Source organism: Saccharicrinis fermentans DSM 9555 = JCM 21142 (assembly GCF_000517085.1).
In the GTDB taxonomy this organism is placed as follows: Bacteria; Bacteroidota; Bacteroidia; order Bacteroidales; family Marinilabiliaceae; genus Saccharicrinis; species Saccharicrinis fermentans.
On sequence record NZ_KI912107.1, the window covers coordinates 874987 to 893637 of the forward strand.

At 36.8% G+C, this 18651-nt stretch carries 18 protein-coding genes and 1 pseudogene; 12 read left to right on the forward strand and 7 right to left on the reverse strand.

Annotated features, from left to right (window positions below; all coding sequences use genetic code 11):
- Positions 1–25: 25 nt before the first annotated feature.
- The 3 genes from CYTFE_RS0103730 to CYTFE_RS0103740 all read right to left on the reverse strand — a co-directional run bounded on the left by CYTFE_RS0103730 (position 26) and on the right by CYTFE_RS0103740 (position 2908).
- On the reverse strand, positions 26–967 hold the full coding sequence (locus CYTFE_RS0103730; RefSeq protein ID WP_027470724.1) for a diacylglycerol kinase catalytic domain-containing protein: 942 nt from the start codon (positions 965–967) through the stop codon (positions 26–28).
- Between the two features lie 3 nt (positions 968–970).
- Positions 971–1981: an SPFH domain-containing protein gene (locus CYTFE_RS0103735; RefSeq protein WP_027470725.1), complete on the reverse strand. Its 1011-nt coding sequence runs from the start codon at positions 1979–1981 to the stop codon at positions 971–973.
- A gap of 222 nt (positions 1982–2203) precedes the next feature.
- A complete protein-coding gene (locus CYTFE_RS0103740) occupies positions 2204–2908 on the reverse strand; it encodes an NUDIX hydrolase (RefSeq protein ID WP_044212269.1) in 705 nt (234 codons plus the stop codon).
- A gap of 287 nt (positions 2909–3195) precedes the next feature.
- Here CYTFE_RS0103740 and CYTFE_RS24840 point away from each other — a divergent pair, with 287 nt between their 5' ends.
- Entirely contained in the window at positions 3196–5010 is a 1815-nt protein-coding gene (locus CYTFE_RS24840; protein WP_044212282.1) for a DNA/RNA non-specific endonuclease, read from the forward strand.
- 111 nt (positions 5011–5121) lie between these two features.
- Complete coding sequence (locus tag CYTFE_RS0103750) at positions 5122–6465, forward strand: hypothetical protein (protein ID WP_152541688.1); 1344 nt, start codon at positions 5122–5124, stop codon at positions 6463–6465.
- A 74-nt stretch (positions 6466–6539) separates the two neighbouring features.
- Here the strand turns inward: CYTFE_RS0103750 and CYTFE_RS0103755 are convergent, their stop codons facing one another.
- Together CYTFE_RS0103755 and CYTFE_RS24845 are read right to left on the reverse strand one after the other, a co-directional pair.
- Positions 6540–6977, reverse strand: a complete 438-nt coding sequence (locus CYTFE_RS0103755; protein ID WP_044212270.1) for a hypothetical protein — start codon at positions 6975–6977, stop codon at positions 6540–6542.
- 86 nt (positions 6978–7063) lie between these two features.
- Positions 7064–8818 carry a glycoside hydrolase family 9 protein gene (locus tag CYTFE_RS24845; RefSeq protein ID WP_052342969.1) on the reverse strand — a complete coding sequence of 585 codons (1755 nt, stop codon included), beginning with the start codon at positions 8816–8818 and terminating at the stop codon, positions 7064–7066.
- Between the two features lie 211 nt (positions 8819–9029).
- Here CYTFE_RS24845 and CYTFE_RS30620 point away from each other — a divergent pair, with 211 nt between their 5' ends.
- The 5 genes and pseudogenes from CYTFE_RS30620 to CYTFE_RS29285 all read left to right on the forward strand — a co-directional run bounded on the left by CYTFE_RS30620 (position 9030) and on the right by CYTFE_RS29285 (position 12298).
- Positions 9030–9185: an RtcB family protein gene (locus CYTFE_RS30620; protein WP_200871236.1), complete on the forward strand. Its 156-nt coding sequence runs from the start codon at positions 9030–9032 to the stop codon at positions 9183–9185.
- A 105-nt stretch (positions 9186–9290) separates the two neighbouring features.
- Positions 9291–9842 carry an RtcB family protein gene (locus CYTFE_RS24850; protein ID WP_316929582.1) on the forward strand — a complete coding sequence of 184 codons (552 nt, stop codon included), beginning with the start codon at positions 9291–9293 and terminating at the stop codon, positions 9840–9842.
- A gap of 379 nt (positions 9843–10221) precedes the next feature.
- Positions 10222–10731 carry a HigA family addiction module antitoxin gene (locus CYTFE_RS0103770; RefSeq protein ID WP_027470729.1) on the forward strand — a complete coding sequence of 170 codons (510 nt, stop codon included), beginning with the start codon at positions 10222–10224 and terminating at the stop codon, positions 10729–10731.
- 98 nt (positions 10732–10829) lie between these two features.
- Positions 10830–11393: pseudogene (locus CYTFE_RS28335) on the forward strand (IS66 family transposase); the annotation flags it as partial.
- Positions 11394–12118: 725 nt separating this feature from the next.
- A complete protein-coding gene (locus tag CYTFE_RS29285; RefSeq protein ID WP_027470731.1) occupies positions 12119–12298 on the forward strand; it encodes a transposase domain-containing protein in 180 nt (59 codons plus the stop codon).
- A 502-nt stretch (positions 12299–12800) separates the two neighbouring features.
- Here CYTFE_RS29285 and CYTFE_RS24860 read toward each other — a convergent pair.
- Both CYTFE_RS24860 and CYTFE_RS24865 read right to left on the reverse strand, forming a co-directional pair.
- The gene (locus CYTFE_RS24860; RefSeq protein ID WP_052342971.1) at positions 12801–13823 is read right to left on the reverse strand and encodes an integrase core domain-containing protein; all 1023 of its coding nucleotides are present in this window, start codon (positions 13821–13823) and stop codon (positions 12801–12803) included.
- Positions 13824–13854: 31 nt separating this feature from the next.
- On the reverse strand, positions 13855–14115 hold the full coding sequence (locus CYTFE_RS24865; RefSeq protein ID WP_044262546.1) for a transposase: 261 nt from the start codon (positions 14113–14115) through the stop codon (positions 13855–13857).
- A gap of 75 nt (positions 14116–14190) precedes the next feature.
- Here CYTFE_RS24865 and tssD point away from each other — a divergent pair, with 75 nt between their 5' ends.
- From tssD to CYTFE_RS0103820, 5 genes are read left to right on the forward strand one after another with little or no spacing between them, the layout of a single operon-like run.
- A complete protein-coding gene (tssD, locus tag CYTFE_RS0103800; RefSeq protein WP_027470732.1) occupies positions 14191–14910 on the forward strand; it encodes a type VI secretion system tube protein TssD in 720 nt (239 codons plus the stop codon).
- A 1-nt stretch (position 14911) separates the two neighbouring features.
- Positions 14912–16633, forward strand: a complete 1722-nt coding sequence (locus tag CYTFE_RS0103805) for a hypothetical protein (RefSeq protein WP_027470733.1) — start codon at positions 14912–14914, stop codon at positions 16631–16633.
- Positions 16634–16635: 2 nt separating this feature from the next.
- Positions 16636–17280 (forward strand): toxin-antitoxin system YwqK family antitoxin, encoded by a 645-nt coding sequence (locus CYTFE_RS0103810; RefSeq protein ID WP_027470734.1) that lies wholly within the window; start codon positions 16636–16638, stop codon positions 17278–17280.
- A 28-nt stretch (positions 17281–17308) separates the two neighbouring features.
- Entirely contained in the window at positions 17309–17959 is a 651-nt protein-coding gene (locus tag CYTFE_RS0103815) for a hypothetical protein (protein ID WP_027470735.1), read from the forward strand.
- Positions 17922–18236 (forward strand): transposase domain-containing protein, encoded by a 315-nt coding sequence (locus CYTFE_RS0103820; protein ID WP_027470736.1) that lies wholly within the window; start codon positions 17922–17924, stop codon positions 18234–18236. Before CYTFE_RS0103815 ends, CYTFE_RS0103820 begins: the two co-directional genes overlap by 38 nt.
- Positions 18237–18651: the final 415 nt, after the last annotated feature.

An 18651-nucleotide genomic window follows, 5' to 3' on the forward strand; every position in this document is an offset into this window, starting at 1 on the left:
TTGAAATATTTTTTGGAGTCTAAAATTACGAGTTATTATTTTGTGACAAAACAATGTTTGCACTTTCGTTGGCGATGCCAATTTCAGCAATAGATCCTGCGTTGAATTGCAAGTAGTCATCTTCTAAACCGTCACTAAATATTTTGCCATTCATGGGCATGTAAGATTCTATATTTAAAGGCTGACTCTTTGAAATAATTCCTGCACATATACGTATGTCAGAGTGCTGACTTTTAAAAGGTTCTCGCACAACAAAGATCAGATTCTTTTCATTCCAATCCATCTTTATGTCTAGATTTGCATGTTTTCCATCAAAAGACTTATATATACCATTTGCCATATTCAGCAGGGAGCTTAACCATCCTGTTGATCCTGCACCTGTTGATACAATGATACCACTTGAGGATTGTTGTTCTGATTGTTGCTTATAGGATAACTGATATCGGGCAGATGTGTGGGAGCTAGGCCCAATGAATAAGTCATTGAACGCTAGCATGCTTTGTCCGTCATTTAGTTTAGCCTCAGCCATGGTGACCTTTGAAAAACCGCATTTGCCTTCCAGAAGCTGGAGCAATCCTTTTTCGTAGCTACTGACCTTGAATGGTAATAAAACCCCATCGTTCCTGACGGGATCGGGATTTACGGGTATCATGGGTAATCCCTTGGCATATTTGGCAGTGTTCGCTACCAATCCATCTTGTCCTAGCACAACAATACTGTCTGAAGCACTGAACATGAAGTTTGGTAAGAAAGATCGGTCTATGACCTTGAACTTTAGGTGTTTGTTGGTGAGTTTCTGAATTTCGTCCAGTGATTTTTTGATACAATCATGTTCTAATTCATACTCCTCAAACCGACCACCCGAATGTTCAATGTAAAACCGGGCTTGCGCTTTTGTGTTAAAACGTTCAATCAGCAGCTCAAGCCTGGTTTTATGTGTTACTATAATTACATTATCTATTGACATTATTTACTTGTTTTGCAGTAAGGACTGTAAAAGATCGGGTGTGATATTTAAGTTTTCTATTTTTTGGGAGTTTTCGGCAAGTTCTCTGAAGGCAAAGGCGATGTTGTCTTTGGCATCCATACTACCTGCATTCATAGCCATCAGCATTTTCCAATCAAAATCTTTGTAAGGAGATAAGGTTTTATCCAATAGATAACCCTTGGCATCTGCTTCTTTTTTCATGTTCTCCACGCGCATCTTTGTCAGTTCTGTTTTGGACTGCTCAATGGATACGTCTGCTTCGATTTTAGTTTCACGTATCTTACGATCGTTTTCCTGTTCTTTAATTTTTATCTGGGCTTTTTTCTCCTGTATCTGCTTTTCTTTTTCCTGAACTGCGATTTCGGTATTTAACTCACTCTCGCGAATTTTTCTTTCTTGTTCAACGGCGAAGTTGCGTCGTTCGTATATGGCCTGATCGGCTTCTTTTTGTAATGCCTCCCGTGTTTCCGTTTCCAATGCTTTGGCCATTTCGGGGGTAGGCGTTACTGCAATAACATCCACGTTGATCACTTCCACTCCCAGGTGTTTGATGGCTTTGGAGTTGGTTAAGCCGGTGCTGATCATTTCTCCTATTTCCTTGGCACTTCGAATGGCTGATTTTAAGTCTAATTGTTGTATGAATTTTGCTGTGGCTGTCTGGGCCTCATTATTCAAACGCTGATTAATTTTTTCAAAGTTGTCTTCTTTGTGTTGCTGTTTATTAACCAGTGTGAAATCCAGTACTTCAGATAATTGTTTAGGATCGGTAATAACGTATGTTATTTGTCCTTGAATGGCAATTTTTTGAAAATCATGGGTTGTCTCTCTAAAAATAAATTGAATGTCCTTGCTACCAATAGGAATGGCTGCGATGGATGTTTTGGGAGCCCAGTAATAGAAAGACAATCCTTTGCCTTCTCTTTTTATTTTACCGTTAGAAAACTGAATGACGTGCGTCATTGCATCAAATTTTATAAAGTTTATTCCAAACATAGTGTTAATTTTTAAACGATTATTGATTCAAATACCTTACTAAAAGGGTGTATGATTTCCATTCAATGACTGCTGCCATTGTTAAACCCGAACTTTGTATAACGATGTTATAATGCCTCATCCGGGTAAAAGGGGGTAGCTTTCCATTTAGCTGTATTTTGGTTTGTCAGACAAATACAGCTAAAGTCTGACTTGTGCTACAGGTACATATTGATGATGGATTTAAATTTCAAAATTTAACCCTCTGCTTTTTAAAGCCTGATACTTTTCTTTGTCAAACCTAAATTGTCGAGCACCTTTGTGCCCTACACCTTTGAGTTTGTTTTCTATGGGTTCCAGAATATCAAGACTGGTAATTTTTCTGTTAAAATTTCTTCTGTCAAGTTGTATGCCTAGTATGGCCTCATAGAGCCTTTGTAACTGCGGTATGGTGAAAATTTCTTCCAGTAATTCAAAGCCAATGGGTTCATATCTAATTTTAGATTTTAAGCGATTATGCCCCTCTCTCAGTATCCTGTCGTGATCAAAAGCCAAGGACGGAACCTGATGTATGGGAAACCACTTTGCAGCGCTGGCATCATCTCCGCCAATAACTTTAAAATCTGTGGATCGAATCAGGGCGTAGTATGAGACTGTAATGACTCTACCCCGGGGGTCCCTCTTTACATCGCTAAAAGTATATAATTGTTCCAAATAGAGATCACTTACACCCGTTTCTTCAGTGAGTTCTCTTCTGGCACATTCTTCTGTTGTTTCGTCCATTTGAAGAAAACCTCCCGGAAGTGCCCATTGCCCTTTGAAGGGTTCTATTCCTCTTTCAATAAGCAAGATGTTTAACTCTATTCCATCAAAACCAAAGATAACACAGTCGGTAGTTACCGATGGGCGAGGATATTCATAGCTATATGTTTTGTTTTGTGTGTTCATATTTATGTGTCTTAACGACACAAATGTATGAATAAATATTTGACTGCCAAAAATTTTGTGTCAAAATTACACAAAAAAACCATAAATATTGTATTGTATTGATAATTAATGATATGGATGATTGTTGTCCTAGATGTCTGATGAAAATATATTTGGAATTAGCATAAAAGGGATGAAATTAATCTATGTCACGCTTTTGTCACGCTTATATCCTTGACAATTCGCTTAAATTATCATAATATTAGTCGTACATCTCCAGAATATATTTTGGAATAAAAACAATGATTATGGACTCTAAAATTGATGAGCAGAAACTCAAGGATTTTGTTAGGAAGCATGCTCCCAGTTATTTGAAACAAGCCAATGTTAATTCAGTTGGATTGGCTTATAAAATTGAAAATGGAAAACGAACGGATCAATTAGCGATTCAATTTACGGTTTGTAAAAAGGTCGCACTAGAGTCGCTAGAATCGATCAATGAGGTTCCCATTCCTGCATCCTTTCAAGTGGATGGAAAGGATATACCATCGGATATCATTGAACGAGATTATGATATTAACCCCGTAAAAATGATTGACAAAACAAAGGGTTTACGTAAGCAATTTTTAGATCCTATATTGCCCGGTTGTAGTATTGGGCATCCAACTATTTCGGCAGGTACTGCCGGCTGTGTGGTATTTGATAAATACAATGGGGAAGAATATATTTTATCTAATTGGCATGTTCTTCAAGGGAGTCGTGGTAATATTGGCGATAGAGTAGTGCAACCCGGAATGCATGATGATGCCCGAAAAGATCGCAATGATGCGGGTGTTCTGGTGAATAGTCACCTGGGCTTGGCGGGAGATTGTGCAATAGCGAAAATGGATAAAAGAAAGGTCGATGGCCAAATAATAGACCTAGATGTTTGCGTGGAGAATATCTCAGCACCTTGGCTGGGAGACAAGGTCATGAAATCGGGAAGAACAACATCTCTAACCTTTGGTATTGTAACTCGGATTGATGTGACAACCAAGATGAATTATGGTGCCCAAGGTGATATTAATATAGGTTGTTTTGAATATACACCTGATCCAGATCATTTACCTTTTGATGGAGAAATCAGCATGGGAGGTGATTCGGGTGCTGCAGTTATGTTAGCGGATGATAGTAAGGCTACATCTACCATGTTGGGACTTCATTTTGCGGGTGAGGTGGGCAATGCGCCTGAACACGCTTTGGCTTGTTATGCTACTTCGGTTTTTGAAAAATTAAATATATCTGCAAAGCCGCCTACGCAAGCTGCTGTTCTTCAAGAAATTAAAAAAGGATACGATAGCAATTTTTTGTCCATTCCCTTGAGGTCTCCCTACCCTGTTAATGAGGGTGTTTTTGATGAACTCCTAAAGCATAAAAACGAAAATGTATTTGATTATATGCATTATTCTTTGGTTTTACATCGCGAAAGAAAGCTGGCTGCATGGGTTGCTTGGAATATTGATGGCGGTCATATTAAGAAGGTGAATAGGGTGGACTTTAAGAAAGATCCTCATTTACCGATGGAGGCACAAATAGGAAATGAATTGTATAAACACAATGATTTAGATAGGGGACATATGGCTCGTAGGGCCGAATTGTGTTGGGGGACACTTGCTGAGGCAAAAAAAGCCAATGACGATTCTTTTTATTATACGAATATCGCTCCTCAACATAAACGTTTTAATCAATCTCATATGTATGGTGTGTGGGGACAACTTGAGAATGCGGTTTTTGATCAGGCCAAAATAAAAGACTTGAAGGTTTCTGTGATGGCAGGGCCCTTATTTAATGAGAGTGATCCCATATACAGAGGTGTGAAGATTCCTAAGGAATACTGGAAAGTAATATGTTATGTGGATGAGGTGAATAATCAGCTCGTACATCACTGCTTTATCTTAACTCAGTCAGATCTGGTTGCTGATTTGGAAAGGTTGGACTTTGATGCATTTAAATTATTTAAAGTTTCCATTTCAACCATTGCTGAAAAGTCTAATTTTAAGATTGTTGACCTTGTTTCAAAGGAGTCTGTTGAAACAATAGAGGAAGTGAGAGAGATATTCTCTGTTTATGACATATTCAATTAATAATGATGAAACGAGCCATGGGAATTGTTTAGCTTCGCTGACCTTTGATTCGCACATAGGGGGATGGTTAGTATCGGCCTGTTTCATGCAACAAATAAAAATACTAAGGCTATGAAATATTGTTTAATGATTATGGTAAGTTCATTCTGTTTTAGCTTGTATGCGCAGGTGAAGGGTACTGTTAAGGAGGTTCATGAAACATCGTTTGAGAAACCTCAACATGCTATAACTCTAAAGTATTATTCAGACAAAAAAGCATTGGTTATTGATAAACCGTTTTGGTTGAAAAAGAATACCGAGTATACTGTTTTTATTGAGGGTGTTAATTCTGCGATTGTCAAGCAACAGTTTCATCAAAAGAGTTTCTTTTGGGTTTCTGAGCGACCTAAAATTTTAGAAACTATTTTTCCCATGGGTTCTTCTTATCAATATCTTATAAGTAAAGAAGTGGGGGACTTATCTGCGCCGGAATCGATGAATGCTGAAAGTACTTGTGTACCGAAGAGCTTGAGCTCATTAATAGAAGAGGCGATTATAAAGTATCAGAATTTGATGGACATCAAACAAGGTATATTAAATCTTTACGAATCTACTGCTATATTGCCCAATATGGAAATGGCAGTAAATACTAGCGATACGATTTCGATTCTATTGGGAGGAAAGGATTTGTCGGATGATGAATTTGCCATGAAAATTAAAGAGCATCATCTTTTTGTAAAAACAGTGGAAGAGTTGTATGCCGCTTATTTGTCGCAGTTGAAGCCCGACTGTGTGTCGAAAGAATGCATACGTAATGCGATTTTGTTGCGATTGTATGTAGAGGAAATAGAGGGCGTAAATTATGCTAAATTGCTGGCTTTTTTAAAGGCATCTAAAAAGGCAAAAGAAAAGATCATGGTTTCTTCATTTAAGGCGGATAAAGATCTGGTTGAACTAGATGTGAAGTTGATGAATACATTTACTGGAGATACCTTGGCCGACAATAAGATTGTCCTTGATACTTATGGGGGGTGGTCATTTGATTTTTCAACAGGATTTATGATGAATTCTTTGATTAACAAAGCGTATGCTTTAAAAAGTTTGGATGATGCGCGTTATGAAGTTATAGAAGAAGATGGGAGCGAAATGGATTTTGGTTTTGGTGGTTTGGGACATTTGACGTATAAATATTCTCCTTGTTTTAAAGTGGGAATAGCCACAGGTGCTAGCCTGTCTTTATATGATGGTAACTTGAGGTACTTATTGGGTCCTACCGTATTATTTGGTAAAAGGAATAAGTTATCTATGACCGGAGGACTTAGCTTTGCTAAGCTTGAACAATTGTCTGCAAGTGTTACAAGAGAATCGGATGGAACACATACTGTGCCCATTACCGCAGAATCTATACCTACCTACCATAAGCTAAAGACTGGCTGGTTTGTGAGCGTGTCTTATGTGATTGTTAGTAAAAAGTGAATGATTGTGCATTCCCATAGTCTGGACATATGCGATATTTGGGGTGTATATTCTAGTATACACCCCGAATCTTATTATTTACCCGCTTGTTGAATATTAACGTAGTCAAAATAATCACCTGCTTCAAAAGTGATATTCATAACTCGGTCATCTTCAGTGTTATTTTCATTTATTTTGACGAAAAGGGTATTTTTATCTCGCTTCTCAACCAAAAAATGTTTTTCAATAATACGAAATGAGTGTGATTCAAGGTTTATATCCTCTCTACCATAGTAGCTATAAATGCTATCTTCAAAGGTAATGGCATCAATCCACCAGCCATCTCCTTTTGTTGTTATTGTTGCTGAATCTGTTTTTGCTTCAAGGTCAACATGCTTTGTTGATAGTTTTATAACATCATCCCATTTTCCAATTAGTTGGTCTTTGTCAGAACAAGAATTAAGTATAAAAATGCTTGCTATTACAATCATTAAATTTTTCATGTTTAGAGATAAAAGTCTTTGTTTTTTCATTTGTTCGAATTGAATTATGTTTTGGATGTGGTCGAAAATAGATTGGTACATTTTTTATAAAAAACGCAGTGGAAAAAATATGAGGCTCAGTGCATACGGTTATTATCGATGGCAAATTGAAGGAGGTAGGGGGTGGGAGAATTCCAATTTAAGCAGACTTCGTTACTGGCATAGCTTTTCCATACATCGCGATAAGCCTGCATAGGTGAAACGTTTTTGGGATATTCCACATCATTGGAATCTTGCCTGCCGTAGTTGGGACCACCGCATACAAAACCAGGTACAGGCGCTTTAATGCTATCGGATTTGGATGCCCTGTGATGTATATTCATCGGAGATTTGGATCCTACACCAGTGACCATGGAAATACCCAAGGCATTATGACCAAACAGGTAGTTTAAAGATGAATACACAGCATCGGCATATTCTTGTTTGTCCGAAATAGAATAAGCATTGGCTATGATAAAAGCAATATTTTGGACATCACTGTTAGATGCCCATTGAAAATCATTTACACCTTGCTGATAATCGTAGGTTTGTATACGTTTTGTTAAATCATCAGCACTAACTATTAATCTTTTTTCGAGTTCTTTTAAAGTACGTACCGGGATGTCACTCTTTTCGCTTAATAAGGTAAAAACACCTAAGTAACGCATAAAGCTTTTCCACCCATCGCCATATGTATAGGTAAGGTCTGGCAGGTTATTTTGTATAAAGTCTAGATATTGTTTTTTGCCGGTAGAAATATATAACTCAGAGGCTGCCCAGAATTGTTCTTGCGAAGAATCATCATCGCCATATTCACCAGTTACCACATCTGAGGGATTTTTAAAAATCACATCCGGGTTTTGTACGCCCCAATGCCATGCATTTTGAGCCTGTGTTATCCATGTTTTTGCAAGGTTGGCATCGTATTTCTGATAATTTCGCGCCATTTTAGCCATAAAAGCTGCAAAGTCAAATGTTGCTACGGAGCTCTTGGGCATGATAAAACGAGGTTCGGTTGCTTCATGAGGCATGATGGCATCCGCAAAGCTTTTGGTGGTAAGTTTATGAAACACGCCACCATCCCGATCTTGCATAGTAGCTATCCAGTCAGCTTCGTATTTAATCTCATCCAATAAATCATTTATATCATTTCCACTTTCTGGTATATTTAAGGAATTATCCGGATATAGGTCGGGATATTCTTCCAGGGTATAAAGTAATTGACCTGCAGCAAAAGAACCATTTGTAACGTACTTTCCAAAGTCTCCGGCATCGTACCACCCTTTTGCAGATGCTATGGCTCCGTTTTTTCCGGTTGAGGGATGAAATAAAACCTGATGATCCGGGTGTCCGGCTTTACGTTTCCATAAGCCGCCATATTCTTCGGTAATAGCTGTGCCAACCCTTTGGTAATAGTATGATTTGGCAACCGATTGAAGTACCTTGTCGTAAATGTCATTACCAATTTTAAATGGGTAAGAATATATTTCGTTATCGCATTTGATCTGGTAGTGACCAACTTTATTGAGTGCAGAGAAGTCCAATTGTTGAATGGTTTCACCTGATAATTGTGCTTCCTTCTTATCTTCAGCTTTTCCATTTAGCACTTCTTCTCCTGTTTTTAAGTCGATAATAGAAAAAGTCGTTATTTCCTTGTTGACTACAATAGTTGCTATTTTGAGGGCTTTGGGAAAATAACCTAATTGGTTTAAACGAATGTTTTCTGAGGCGGGATGTATATATTTTAATGTTGCACCTGGATCATTGCCTGTGCTTACTTTATTTTTTGAGTCCTTTTTAACTTGGCAGCTGTATAAAGCTGCAAAAATAAATATGGCCATCAGATATTTCATTCTTGTAGATTTTTTTATTAGGGTAACAACTTGAATTTATTGTTTTAAAAATACCAAATATTTTCAACTAGTCTGAAATTTTCTAAAAAAAAAAGGGGATGTTCTATGGAATTAAACATCCTGTTGCAAGATAAAGAATTAGCCAATATGTTAGATGTTGTTGAAGTATTAGACCATGAAATGGTTATAAAATATGAAAATGGCATTTTGAGTGAAGTCCTTAAACCTGGTCGATATGCCTATTGGAGGAGTATTGGCGACCAAAGGTGTTATTGTTCCCAATGCGGTAGGTGTTGATATTGGGTACGGTATGTGCGCCATGCGAACCAATATAGGTGATGCCGATTCTGATATGTTCTGGGAGTAGAAACCTAGGAAATCAAGTTGCTCAATTCTACAACAAAAAAGCGAAATCCCTAAACGAACGCTGGCATACTTCAGTTCCAGCTTCATACGACCTGGCATTTTTGCCATCGAAACGGATGAAGCGCACGCTTATATGGAAGAGATGAATTACTGCGTAAATTTTGCTTTTGCTAACCGTTGTTTAATGATGGAGCGCGTGCAACATGCTGTTCAATTTGTTATGAAAGGAGAGGTGCAGTTTGATGAATTGATGAATATAGCGCTTAACTATGCTGTCTGGGAGAATTATTTTGGTGAAAATGTCCTGGTTCATCGTAAAGGGGCAACCATAGCACGTTTAGGTGAATTAGGTATTATTCCCGGATCACAAGGAACCAAATCATATATCGTGGAAGGTTTAGGCAATCCAGAAAGCTTTGAGTCATGCTCGCATGGTGCAGGACGTGTGATGGGAAGAAAGCAAGCCCAACGGGAGTTAGATTTGAACACTGAGATCAAGCGTTTGGATGATAAGGGCATTATTCACGGCATTCGTCATAACAAAGATCTAGATGAAGCGGCAGGAGCCTACAAGGATATTGATACCGTAATGGCCAATCAACAGGATTTAGTGAAAATTAAGGTTGAATTGGAACCTTTGGCTGTTGTGAAAGGGTAGAGAAAAACTGGTGTAAATAACCAGTTTTTTTGCTATTAAAATTCAATTATAGGCCGTCGTCGGACGACTATTTTCCGATACAATATTTTCTAAGTGCTTATGTCTAGGTGTTTAGTGGGTTTGAGTTGTAAAAAAGAGGTAAAGATTATATGTTCTTAATATTGTTTATAAAGGCTTTGATTTTAAGACTCTTCCTAAAGTGTTCACTTCCCAAAATTTCTTATTCTTTGTTCACTTTATTCCTTAGCTATGGTTTTCGAAATAAACATGCCTCTCTATAGAATTGTAAAAGTAGTAAAAAACACAATTTATAGAAAAAGTAAACAAATTTGTTTATAATTGAATGGTTTTGTAATTTTGAAGAATTAAAATACTAATTATGCTACCGGATATAAATAAAATAAAAGGTATTCACCCAGGAGCTATTCTGAAACGAGAGGTTAAAAAGCGAGGTCTGAAAAATAAGGATTTGGCTCTTATGGTAGATGAGCATGCTCAAACAATTAGCGCCATATTGAAGGAAAAAAGAAGTGTAAATCCTAAATTATCCATTAGGTTGGGAAAACAACTAGGTGTGGAAGAAGATTATTTTATGCTTTTACAAGCCAGTTATGATGTTAAAAAGGCTTATCAGAAAACAGGTAATAAATTAATCCCCAATCTTAAACTAATTAGAAAGGCTATTTTTTGGGATACCGATTTTGATAAAATAGATTGGTTGAAAAATAAGAGAGCTATTATAAAGCGTATTTTCGAAAGAGGCAATGATATTGAGATTCGTGAAATATTAAATTTCTATGGTACAGCAGATGTAAAGCACGAGATACGTAACATAGGAAGCAGTTATCTAGATTCGTTTAGCAAGAATGTAGCAAAATATTTATCTTAAATTATGACCATCCATAAAGAAACAGTTTCAGATTTACTTTGGGATACGCTTAAAAAATTAATGAAGTTTAAAGAACTGGATGCTTTTAGGTTGGTATAAAAGGAAGCTGTGATTTACTAAGAGCTCTTTATGCACGTTTAAAAGAAATTGTTCTAAAATCTGATTATATTCAGGTTGACGAAAGTACCATTCCGGTTATTAGCAACGAAAAGCACAAAGCACAAAAGGCTTATCTGTGGATGGTTCGATCAGTAATGAATAACTTGGTTTTCTTTCACTACGACAAAGGCTCCCGAGCACAAAAAGTGATACTTCCTTTATTAAAGGATTTTCAGGGAGCTATTCAAACCGATGGATATCAGGCATATTCAATCTATGAGCAAAAGAAAGGTGTTTTGCTTCTGGGTTGTTGGGCTCATGCGCGCAGGAAATTCTCCGAAAGTCTAAAAGAAGACAAAACGGGGGCTGAATACGCATTGGCACAAATTGCTAAAATCTATCAGGTTGAGCAAATGGCCACCGATCAGAACATGAATTACAAACAAAGAGCTGAACTGCGAAAGCGCTTGGCTTATCCAATCATGCGTGCTTTTGAAAAATGGATCGAAGGCTATTACCCCAAAAAGCTACAAGGAGGAAAGATGAGTAAGGCGCTGGCTTACGGATGTATTTTCTAAGATTGCGTTATACAGAAGCAATTATGATTTAGACTTGGCTGATCTTTTGCAGCACAATTGGAAAAAGTCTAATAGTTGTCAGAATATTCCAAAAAACACCCACTAATTTCGATTAATTCCAAAAGATTCCAGTAAAACTTAGAGAATTCCAACGCTCCAATCGACATCTAGATTGGAGCGTTTTTATTACTTTTGCAATATGTAGCAGACCGCATATTTACTGAATATTAAACTATCAATAAAACGACCGCAGGGCAGGCCAGAACAATAGCCCCGGGGCCGGCGTTCGCGAGAGAGCTTCAAGGGCGCACTCGAGGAGGTAGTGTGGCTGGCCTAGCGCGAAAGAAGAGTGTGCAGGATGGAATTGGAGCTCGGTGCGGGTTGATAGCGATCTATTGTTCTAGACTTTTTTGGTCCTTTTTGTGGCAATGACAAAAAGGACATGATGATAATTTTCAATCAATGAGTGATTCTCATTTGAAAGCTCAACTATCAGGTTAACGAGCGCAGGGTTGGCCAGAACAATAGCCGTGGTCGGCGGCGAGAGCTGTAACCCGGAAAATGCATTAGAAAATCTATTACGTGTTTAAATGGCTTCAAAAAAAGTCACTACGTTACTTTTCTTCAACTCACCATAGTAGTTGCTATGCCTCGTCTCAGAAAGCCTTCTTTTTTGTAGTAACCATGATGCCGCAGAAAATGCAGCAATTATGTACTCACTACTGGGATGCTGCAAAGCCAGTGATGTAAATCCTCGCGAATGGCTTACGGATGTATTTTCTAAGATTGCGTTATACAACAGCAATTATGATTTAGACTTGGCTGATCTTTTGCCGCACAATTGGAAAAAGTCTAATAGTTGTCAGAATATTCCAAAAAACACCCACTAATTTCGATTAATTCCAAAAGATTCCAGTAAAACTTAGAGAATTCCAACGCTCCAATCGACATCCGGATTGGAGCATTTTTTTACTTTGCAATATGTAGCAGACCGCATATTTACGAAACATCTACTTTTAGGGTTCCAATATGATTGAGAAAAAACGTTTAGGACAAGATTAGTAAAGAAAAAACAAGCATATTATCCCATGTAAACATATAATTCTTTAATTTTCTGACCAAATAATCAATTTGCGTTTTTTAGGTATATATTGATAAATTGAATATATTTGGAAAAAGTTTAAATTCATTTACTTTTTAGTTTTGTGTAGATAGTTTAGAAATTAAATAAGCAGTTCGCTTATTAGCTATTTAATAACAGATACGTAGAAGTAAATAACTCAGAAAAATAACAAGCCTGTATTGGCCTCTAAAAACCGAGCACTTTTTTAGTTTTTTTCTATTTTTGTGTCGGACAAACTGGTCCGACGGTGATTTGTTATACCGAAGGATCTACGAAAGGGATATTTCCGCAAGTTTTACCCCTTTGCTTATTTTTTGTGTTTGATCCTTTTTTCGTGGTATCGAACCACTCAAAAGGAGGACAAACTGGCCCTCTGGCTCAATATTACCCGAAGTATCGGACTGGGCGTTCTTCAGCGCTTCTATATACATTCGTTTATACTCCATCGGGGAGTAATGGTTCAACCTGTGTAATATCCAATGTGTATTGTAATTGTCAATAAATTCAGCTATTTCCCGTTGAGCTTCCTCAATAGAATTAAAAGGCTTGATCTGTAGAAGCTCTTCCTCCAGGGTACGGTGAAACCGCTCAATTATGCCATTGCATTCCGGCGACCTCACATACGCCTTCGACATTCCTAGGCCAAGAAACTTCATCTCATTCATAAAGTCTGCAGAGTCATATTGTGAACCGTGATCACTACGTAACTGCAGCTCCATACCTCTGCAAACATCTCTATTAACGGAGCCAAATTGTTTCCGAATAGCAGAACGTACTGGCTCCATAGCCGCAAAACGGTTACCAATCTTTGCTATATGCCATGCCAATATTTCGTCATTAAAATGGTCAATAACACCGAAAAACCAGTGCCACCCACTTCCATTAATCCAGAACTTTTTGCCATCAGTGGCCCACATTATATTTGGTTTGTCAGTTATAATGCGCCCCTTATGATCGTTCTTCTTAGTACTTCTGGATCTCCTGTTTGGACTCAGTAAATCATTCTCACGCATAAGCTTATTCACTCGCTCTTTCCCAGCCCTAATGGCATTGTTAGGCCTTCTTTGCATGCGCTTTTTAACCTTGAAATAGCCTTCAGATTTAAATACACTATTCTGAATTTCAACCTTGATCTCATGCAAGACGGTCTCATCACTATGAAGGGGTTTTCTACCTCGTTTACCTGTTTTTGCCACTGGTTTCTCATACCATGTGCTACTACTATAACCCACTACCTTAAATATAAGTCGCTTTGGATATGGTTTTTGCGTTATAGAGCAAACCTCTTTCATCAACAAGGCGATTATCTCCTTTTTAGTTTTGCTACCAATTCGTTCTTTTTTTTTTGAGTTCCAACTCCATTTGCAGCTTACCAATCATACGTTCGGCCTCCTTTAGTCTAGAATCATCGGGCTTGCGCTTAAATCCATCAGCTCCATGCTTAACAAACTGATCACGCCAAAAACTCAGATCGGCGATCGTTACTCCATACTTACGGCTTGCAGCCTCCATGCTTTCTCCTCGAAGCAAGGACAGAACAATTTCTGTTTTGATTTTTGTCGTAAAACGTGTCTTTTTTTCCATAGCAGTACAAATTTAATTGTTTATTTTTCTGCTCGGTTTTATTACGGGCTAATATAGAAAAATAACAAGCCTAACATGTTTAAAGCAAAATTGGAAGTGAATGGCTATGAGCGTTGGTTAACAGCTCTGCATTACGAATACTTTTGCCCCGTAGATATTAACGAAGATCGTTATCGCAAATTTCTCCAAAAGAATTTCCCTTACGAGTTGTCTGATTCCTATAATCTGGCTCCTTATAATCACCGTAGTTTGCCGCTTATTAAGCAGAGCCTTTTGGATAAAGAATTAGAACGCAAATGCCGCCAAAATCTCGACGATGCTACATCGAGTTATAAAATGGAGTTCTGGGATTGTTATTGCGTGGGTTTGGCCGAGCACATGAGCTCCCAAGGAAGTGCCCCCATGCGTATTCACCTGCGTCTATCGCCAGCTATTACCAGAAACCGTAGTGTAGAAGATCAGAAAGTGTGGAAAGTAACAGATATAAGTCCTAAAAGCAAGGCTTTTGGGCCTGGGGCAACTACTGAGGAGCTTGCATATGATGAACTTTATATGGTTGATGATAAAAACAATATAATTGATGATGTTGTGCCAGGCATGCATGTTGATCTTGTGATTAAAACTTCGGGGTGTATCGGTAAGAGTATTACAATTGATTTAAGTAACGAAAAATGTGATTACAAACACAATGGTGAAATAGTGAAAGATGATATCCTTAAAAACTATGTAATCAACCAGAATACAGAGCGAGTCCCTTTGGAAGTAATAAAACAACAACCTTTAAATAATAACTAACATGTTAATTATAAAGACTAAAATAGAAGGTGTTGGTGAAAAAACACTGAAGATAAATGAAAGCGCTCACTTCGAGCCCACAGTTTGTTTTTATAGATCAAAAAAGAGTGCCGATGGTAAATTTGGTTCGTCTGATAATCAGTACAGTGGCGAATTTGGATTTGACTGGTATGATTTAGCTGTTGATGGAGAAGGACAAACTCCTAAATCGGCTTTCGAAAACTTGAAAATTGCTAATGCTGAATATTTAGTACCTTGGTTAGTACTTTGGCCACCAAAATCAGTCTTGAGTAAATATAAAGATATTGATGCATCTTATAATCCTGTAAACAAAGCCTTCGTTTGCTTAAAGGTTGAAAAAGGTAATAGTGTAAATGGCAAAGGACAATTAAGAGTGGAATCTTCAAATCCTAATCTCGTCATAAACGGTTCGCAGGTTGCAGAATTGGCTGAAGTCGGTATTGGGGATAAGGTAGAAATTGAAATTGAGATCTTAGGGGAGTTAACCAACAATGAATGTATTAATGTTTATCCAATTGATTCTGACGTTGTTATTGGAAAATTAAATGTCCTTAAAAACAACCATATTAAAATAGTAAAACCAACTGTCTATTTGGTAAATATTGGCTCCAGTAGGAGTAGCGCTATTACCTCAGTGTCCTTACCTAGTCAGTATAAATCAAATTTTGATTATTTGCAACTAAACTCGCTAAACCAAGCATTAATATACATAAAACAACCAACTACTTGCCATGAATTTACTATCCCTGAATTAGAATTAAAAGGATATAATAGTGCGAGCGGCACAATTGATTACAATTCTGAAAATCAAAACTATTTTCTTAAAGCTCTTATCGAGTCGTGGTATCAGCTAAAAACAGGAACAATTTTAAGTAAAGATCTGAATAGTTATCCGAACTTGTCTCCCTTAAGGCGTTTTGCATATAAAATGGCTAAGAAGCTACAGAAATCCTTTGATAAGCATGCAGGAAGTGCGAACAGAATAGCCTTAACGATAAGTGAAAATCAAGAATACATTGATAAGTATAGGGATAAGCTCAGTGAATATGGTACGCTTCCTGCACCCGGCAATAGCGATATGTCCATTAATGATGATGCAAATACTTACTGGAAAAATGAGGCTCTTAAAGAGGATTTATTATTATTTACCATGCCAGCAATAAAGAATCTAAGCAAGTCTTCAGGTACTATAACCAAAAGTAATCCAGGATGGTCGGTAAATGGAAAAAAAACCATCTGTGCTTTTAGCGATCTATTCAAACAAAATGGGGCACTAGCTCACGAATTTGGCCATGCTTTTGATTTGGATCATACCTTTTCAGAAAAAGAAGAGGAGAGCACACAAAAAACGACTATCGATAATGATATGTATAGGAACATCACAAGTAATCTTGAAAATTTAAATACATGGCTTATTCCAGAGAATCCAAATGAAATTTATTATTTCGCTAATTACTCTAATCAACATTTTATCATTACATCCACAAACTTGTGTTTATTGGATATGGAGTCTAAAATAGCAGCTGAGAAATCATTCGAAATTACAAATAAAATTACGAATGCTGCACCAAAGGCTATTTCTGCAATCATTGATCCTTTAGAGAAGGGCGAGACTTTAGAGAATTTTATGGATTACCTGGCAGGTGATGAAAATAGAAAGTCATTCACAATTTCACAAATAAATACACTTATAAATTCTTAATCATGAAACTATTTAAATATTTTTTAATTGTCAGCTTATTTACCTCCTGCATCACAGTAAAGGATGGAGTGAACGTCTATTTTTTTAAAAAAATAGACGTTACGACAAGTGATTGTAGAAAACAATACTTTTACAAGGGTGAACCTTTAAACGGTAACTATATAATAAAATCCAGACGTTTTTTTTGTAGAAGTTATAGCAATCAACATTTTAAAGATGGGTTTGATAATGGAAAAAAGACGCATTATTATAAAGGTTTGATGAAGTATCAATATACATACAAAAATGGACTGTTAGATGGTGAGCAAATAGATTATTATGACGGAGAAAAGTGGCAAGTATCAACGCGTAGAAATGGTCTGTTATGGGGAAATACATTGATGTATGGAGAAAATCGTAGAGATACTGCTTTTTTTGCTAAAATATATACCCATAAAGATAAGATGGATACATATGCTTCATCTGTCTATCAACTTCATTTTTATAAAAACTTACCTTTAGTATTATTCGAGAACGTCTGCTTACTTAAAGCGCCAGTATTCGAGCAGAATTTTTATCTGCAAAAAGACAGCACATTGGTTTATAAAAAAACTTGGATTCGTTCCAAAGATGGATACTATTACGTGGAAAAGGAAGAGGAATTTTAAGGTTCATTTACATCAAGGAACGATTACAATGAAACTATTTAAATATTTTTTAATTGTCAGCTTATTTACCTCCTGCATCACAGTAAAGGATGGAGTGAACGTCTATTTTTTTAAAAAAATAGACGTTACGACAAGTGATTGTAGAAAACAATACTTTTACAAGGGTGAACCTTTAAACGGTAACTATATAATAAAATCCAAACGTTTTTTTTGTAGAGGTTATAGCAATCAACATTTTAAAGATGGGTTTGATAATGGAAAAAAGACGCATTATTATAAAGGTTTGATGAAGTATCAATATACATACAAAAATGGACTGTTAGATGGTGAGCAAATAGATTATTATGACGGGGAAAAGTGGCAATTAACTACACGCAGAAATGGCTTATTATGGGGGGATACATGGTATTATACAAATAATAGGATCGATACTACTATAACTGCTAAAATATATACCGATAAAGATAAGATGGATACATATGCTTCATCTGTCTTTCAACTTCATCATTATAAAAACATACCATTAGGTTTAGGTCTATTTAATAACGAATGCTTACTTAAAGCGCCAGTATTCGAACAGAATTTTTATCTGCAAAAAGACAGCACATTGGTTTATAAAAAAACTTGGATTCGTTCCAAAGATGGACACTATTACTTGGAAAAGGAAGAAGAATTTTAAGGTTGATTTACATCAAGGAACTTTTAATCGGCGTTATCTCATAGACAATCTGTTCGATAGACTTCTAGTCGCCTGTGTAACTTCAGAAAATGATTTTAGGTATTTACTACTGGGATGCTGCAAAGCCAGTGATGTAAATCCTCGCGAATGGCTTACGGATGTATTTTCTAAGATTGCGTTATACAACAGCAATTATGATTTAGACTTGGCTGATCTTTTGCCGCACAATTGGAAAAAGTCTAATAGTTGTCAGAATATTCCAAAAAACACCCACTAATTTCGATTAATTCCAAAAGATTCCAGTAAAACTTAGAGAATTCCAACGCTCCAATCGACATCCGGATTGGAGCATTTTTTTACTTTGCAATATGTAGCAGACCGAATATTTACCGCATATTTACTTTACTCCTGATTTTAGATAGAATAATTTCAGGTGTTTTTTTTCATGTTCGTATTACTTTGATTATGAATCAAACATACAAAACACTATTGGCAAAAACAACTATATAATGTTGGTATACAATGATTTGCATCTTAGCTTAATGGCATTGCACGTGCCGCGGTGGGGGTACATTTGGCATGCAAATATTGCAAAATATCGCAAAATAAGCGATGAGAATCGTGGTAATATTTTCTAGACTTACCGATATTGAAAACATCTTAGTCAATTATGTTTGATACTCATTTTAAAG

Coding starts and splice junctions, on each gene's coding strand:
- CYTFE_RS0103730 (WP_027470724.1), bottom strand. CDS start 967: ATGTCAATAGATAATGTAATTATAGTAACACATAAAACCAGGCTTGAG.
- CYTFE_RS0103735 (WP_027470725.1), bottom strand. CDS start 1,981: ATGTTTGGAATAAACTTTATAAAATTTGATGCAATGACGCACGTCATT.
- CYTFE_RS0103740 (WP_044212269.1), bottom strand. CDS start 2,908: ATGAACACACAAAACAAAACATATAGCTATGAATATCCTCGCCCATCG.
- CYTFE_RS24840 (WP_044212282.1), top strand. CDS start 3,196: ATGGACTCTAAAATTGATGAGCAGAAACTCAAGGATTTTGTTAGGAAG.
- CYTFE_RS0103750 (WP_152541688.1), top strand. CDS start 5,122: ATGAAATATTGTTTAATGATTATGGTAAGTTCATTCTGTTTTAGCTTG.
- CYTFE_RS0103755 (WP_044212270.1), bottom strand. CDS start 6,977: ATGAAAAAACAAAGACTTTTATCTCTAAACATGAAAAATTTAATGATT.
- CYTFE_RS24845 (WP_052342969.1), bottom strand. CDS start 8,818: ATGAAATATCTGATGGCCATATTTATTTTTGCAGCTTTATACAGCTGC.
- CYTFE_RS0103770 (WP_027470729.1), top strand. CDS start 10,222: ATGCTACCGGATATAAATAAAATAAAAGGTATTCACCCAGGAGCTATT.
- CYTFE_RS29285 (WP_027470731.1), top strand. CDS start 12,119: ATGTACTCACTACTGGGATGCTGCAAAGCCAGTGATGTAAATCCTCGC.
- CYTFE_RS24860 (WP_052342971.1), bottom strand. CDS start 13,823: ATGAAAGAGGTTTGCTCTATAACGCAAAAACCATATCCAAAGCGACTT.
- CYTFE_RS24865 (WP_044262546.1), bottom strand. CDS start 14,115: ATGGAAAAAAAGACACGTTTTACGACAAAAATCAAAACAGAAATTGTT.
- tssD (WP_027470732.1), top strand. CDS start 14,191: ATGTTTAAAGCAAAATTGGAAGTGAATGGCTATGAGCGTTGGTTAACA.
- CYTFE_RS0103805 (WP_027470733.1), top strand. CDS start 14,912: ATGTTAATTATAAAGACTAAAATAGAAGGTGTTGGTGAAAAAACACTG.
- CYTFE_RS0103810 (WP_027470734.1), top strand. CDS start 16,636: ATGAAACTATTTAAATATTTTTTAATTGTCAGCTTATTTACCTCCTGC.
- CYTFE_RS0103815 (WP_027470735.1), top strand. CDS start 17,309: ATGAAACTATTTAAATATTTTTTAATTGTCAGCTTATTTACCTCCTGC.
- CYTFE_RS0103820 (WP_027470736.1), top strand. CDS start 17,922: ATGGACACTATTACTTGGAAAAGGAAGAAGAATTTTAAGGTTGATTTA.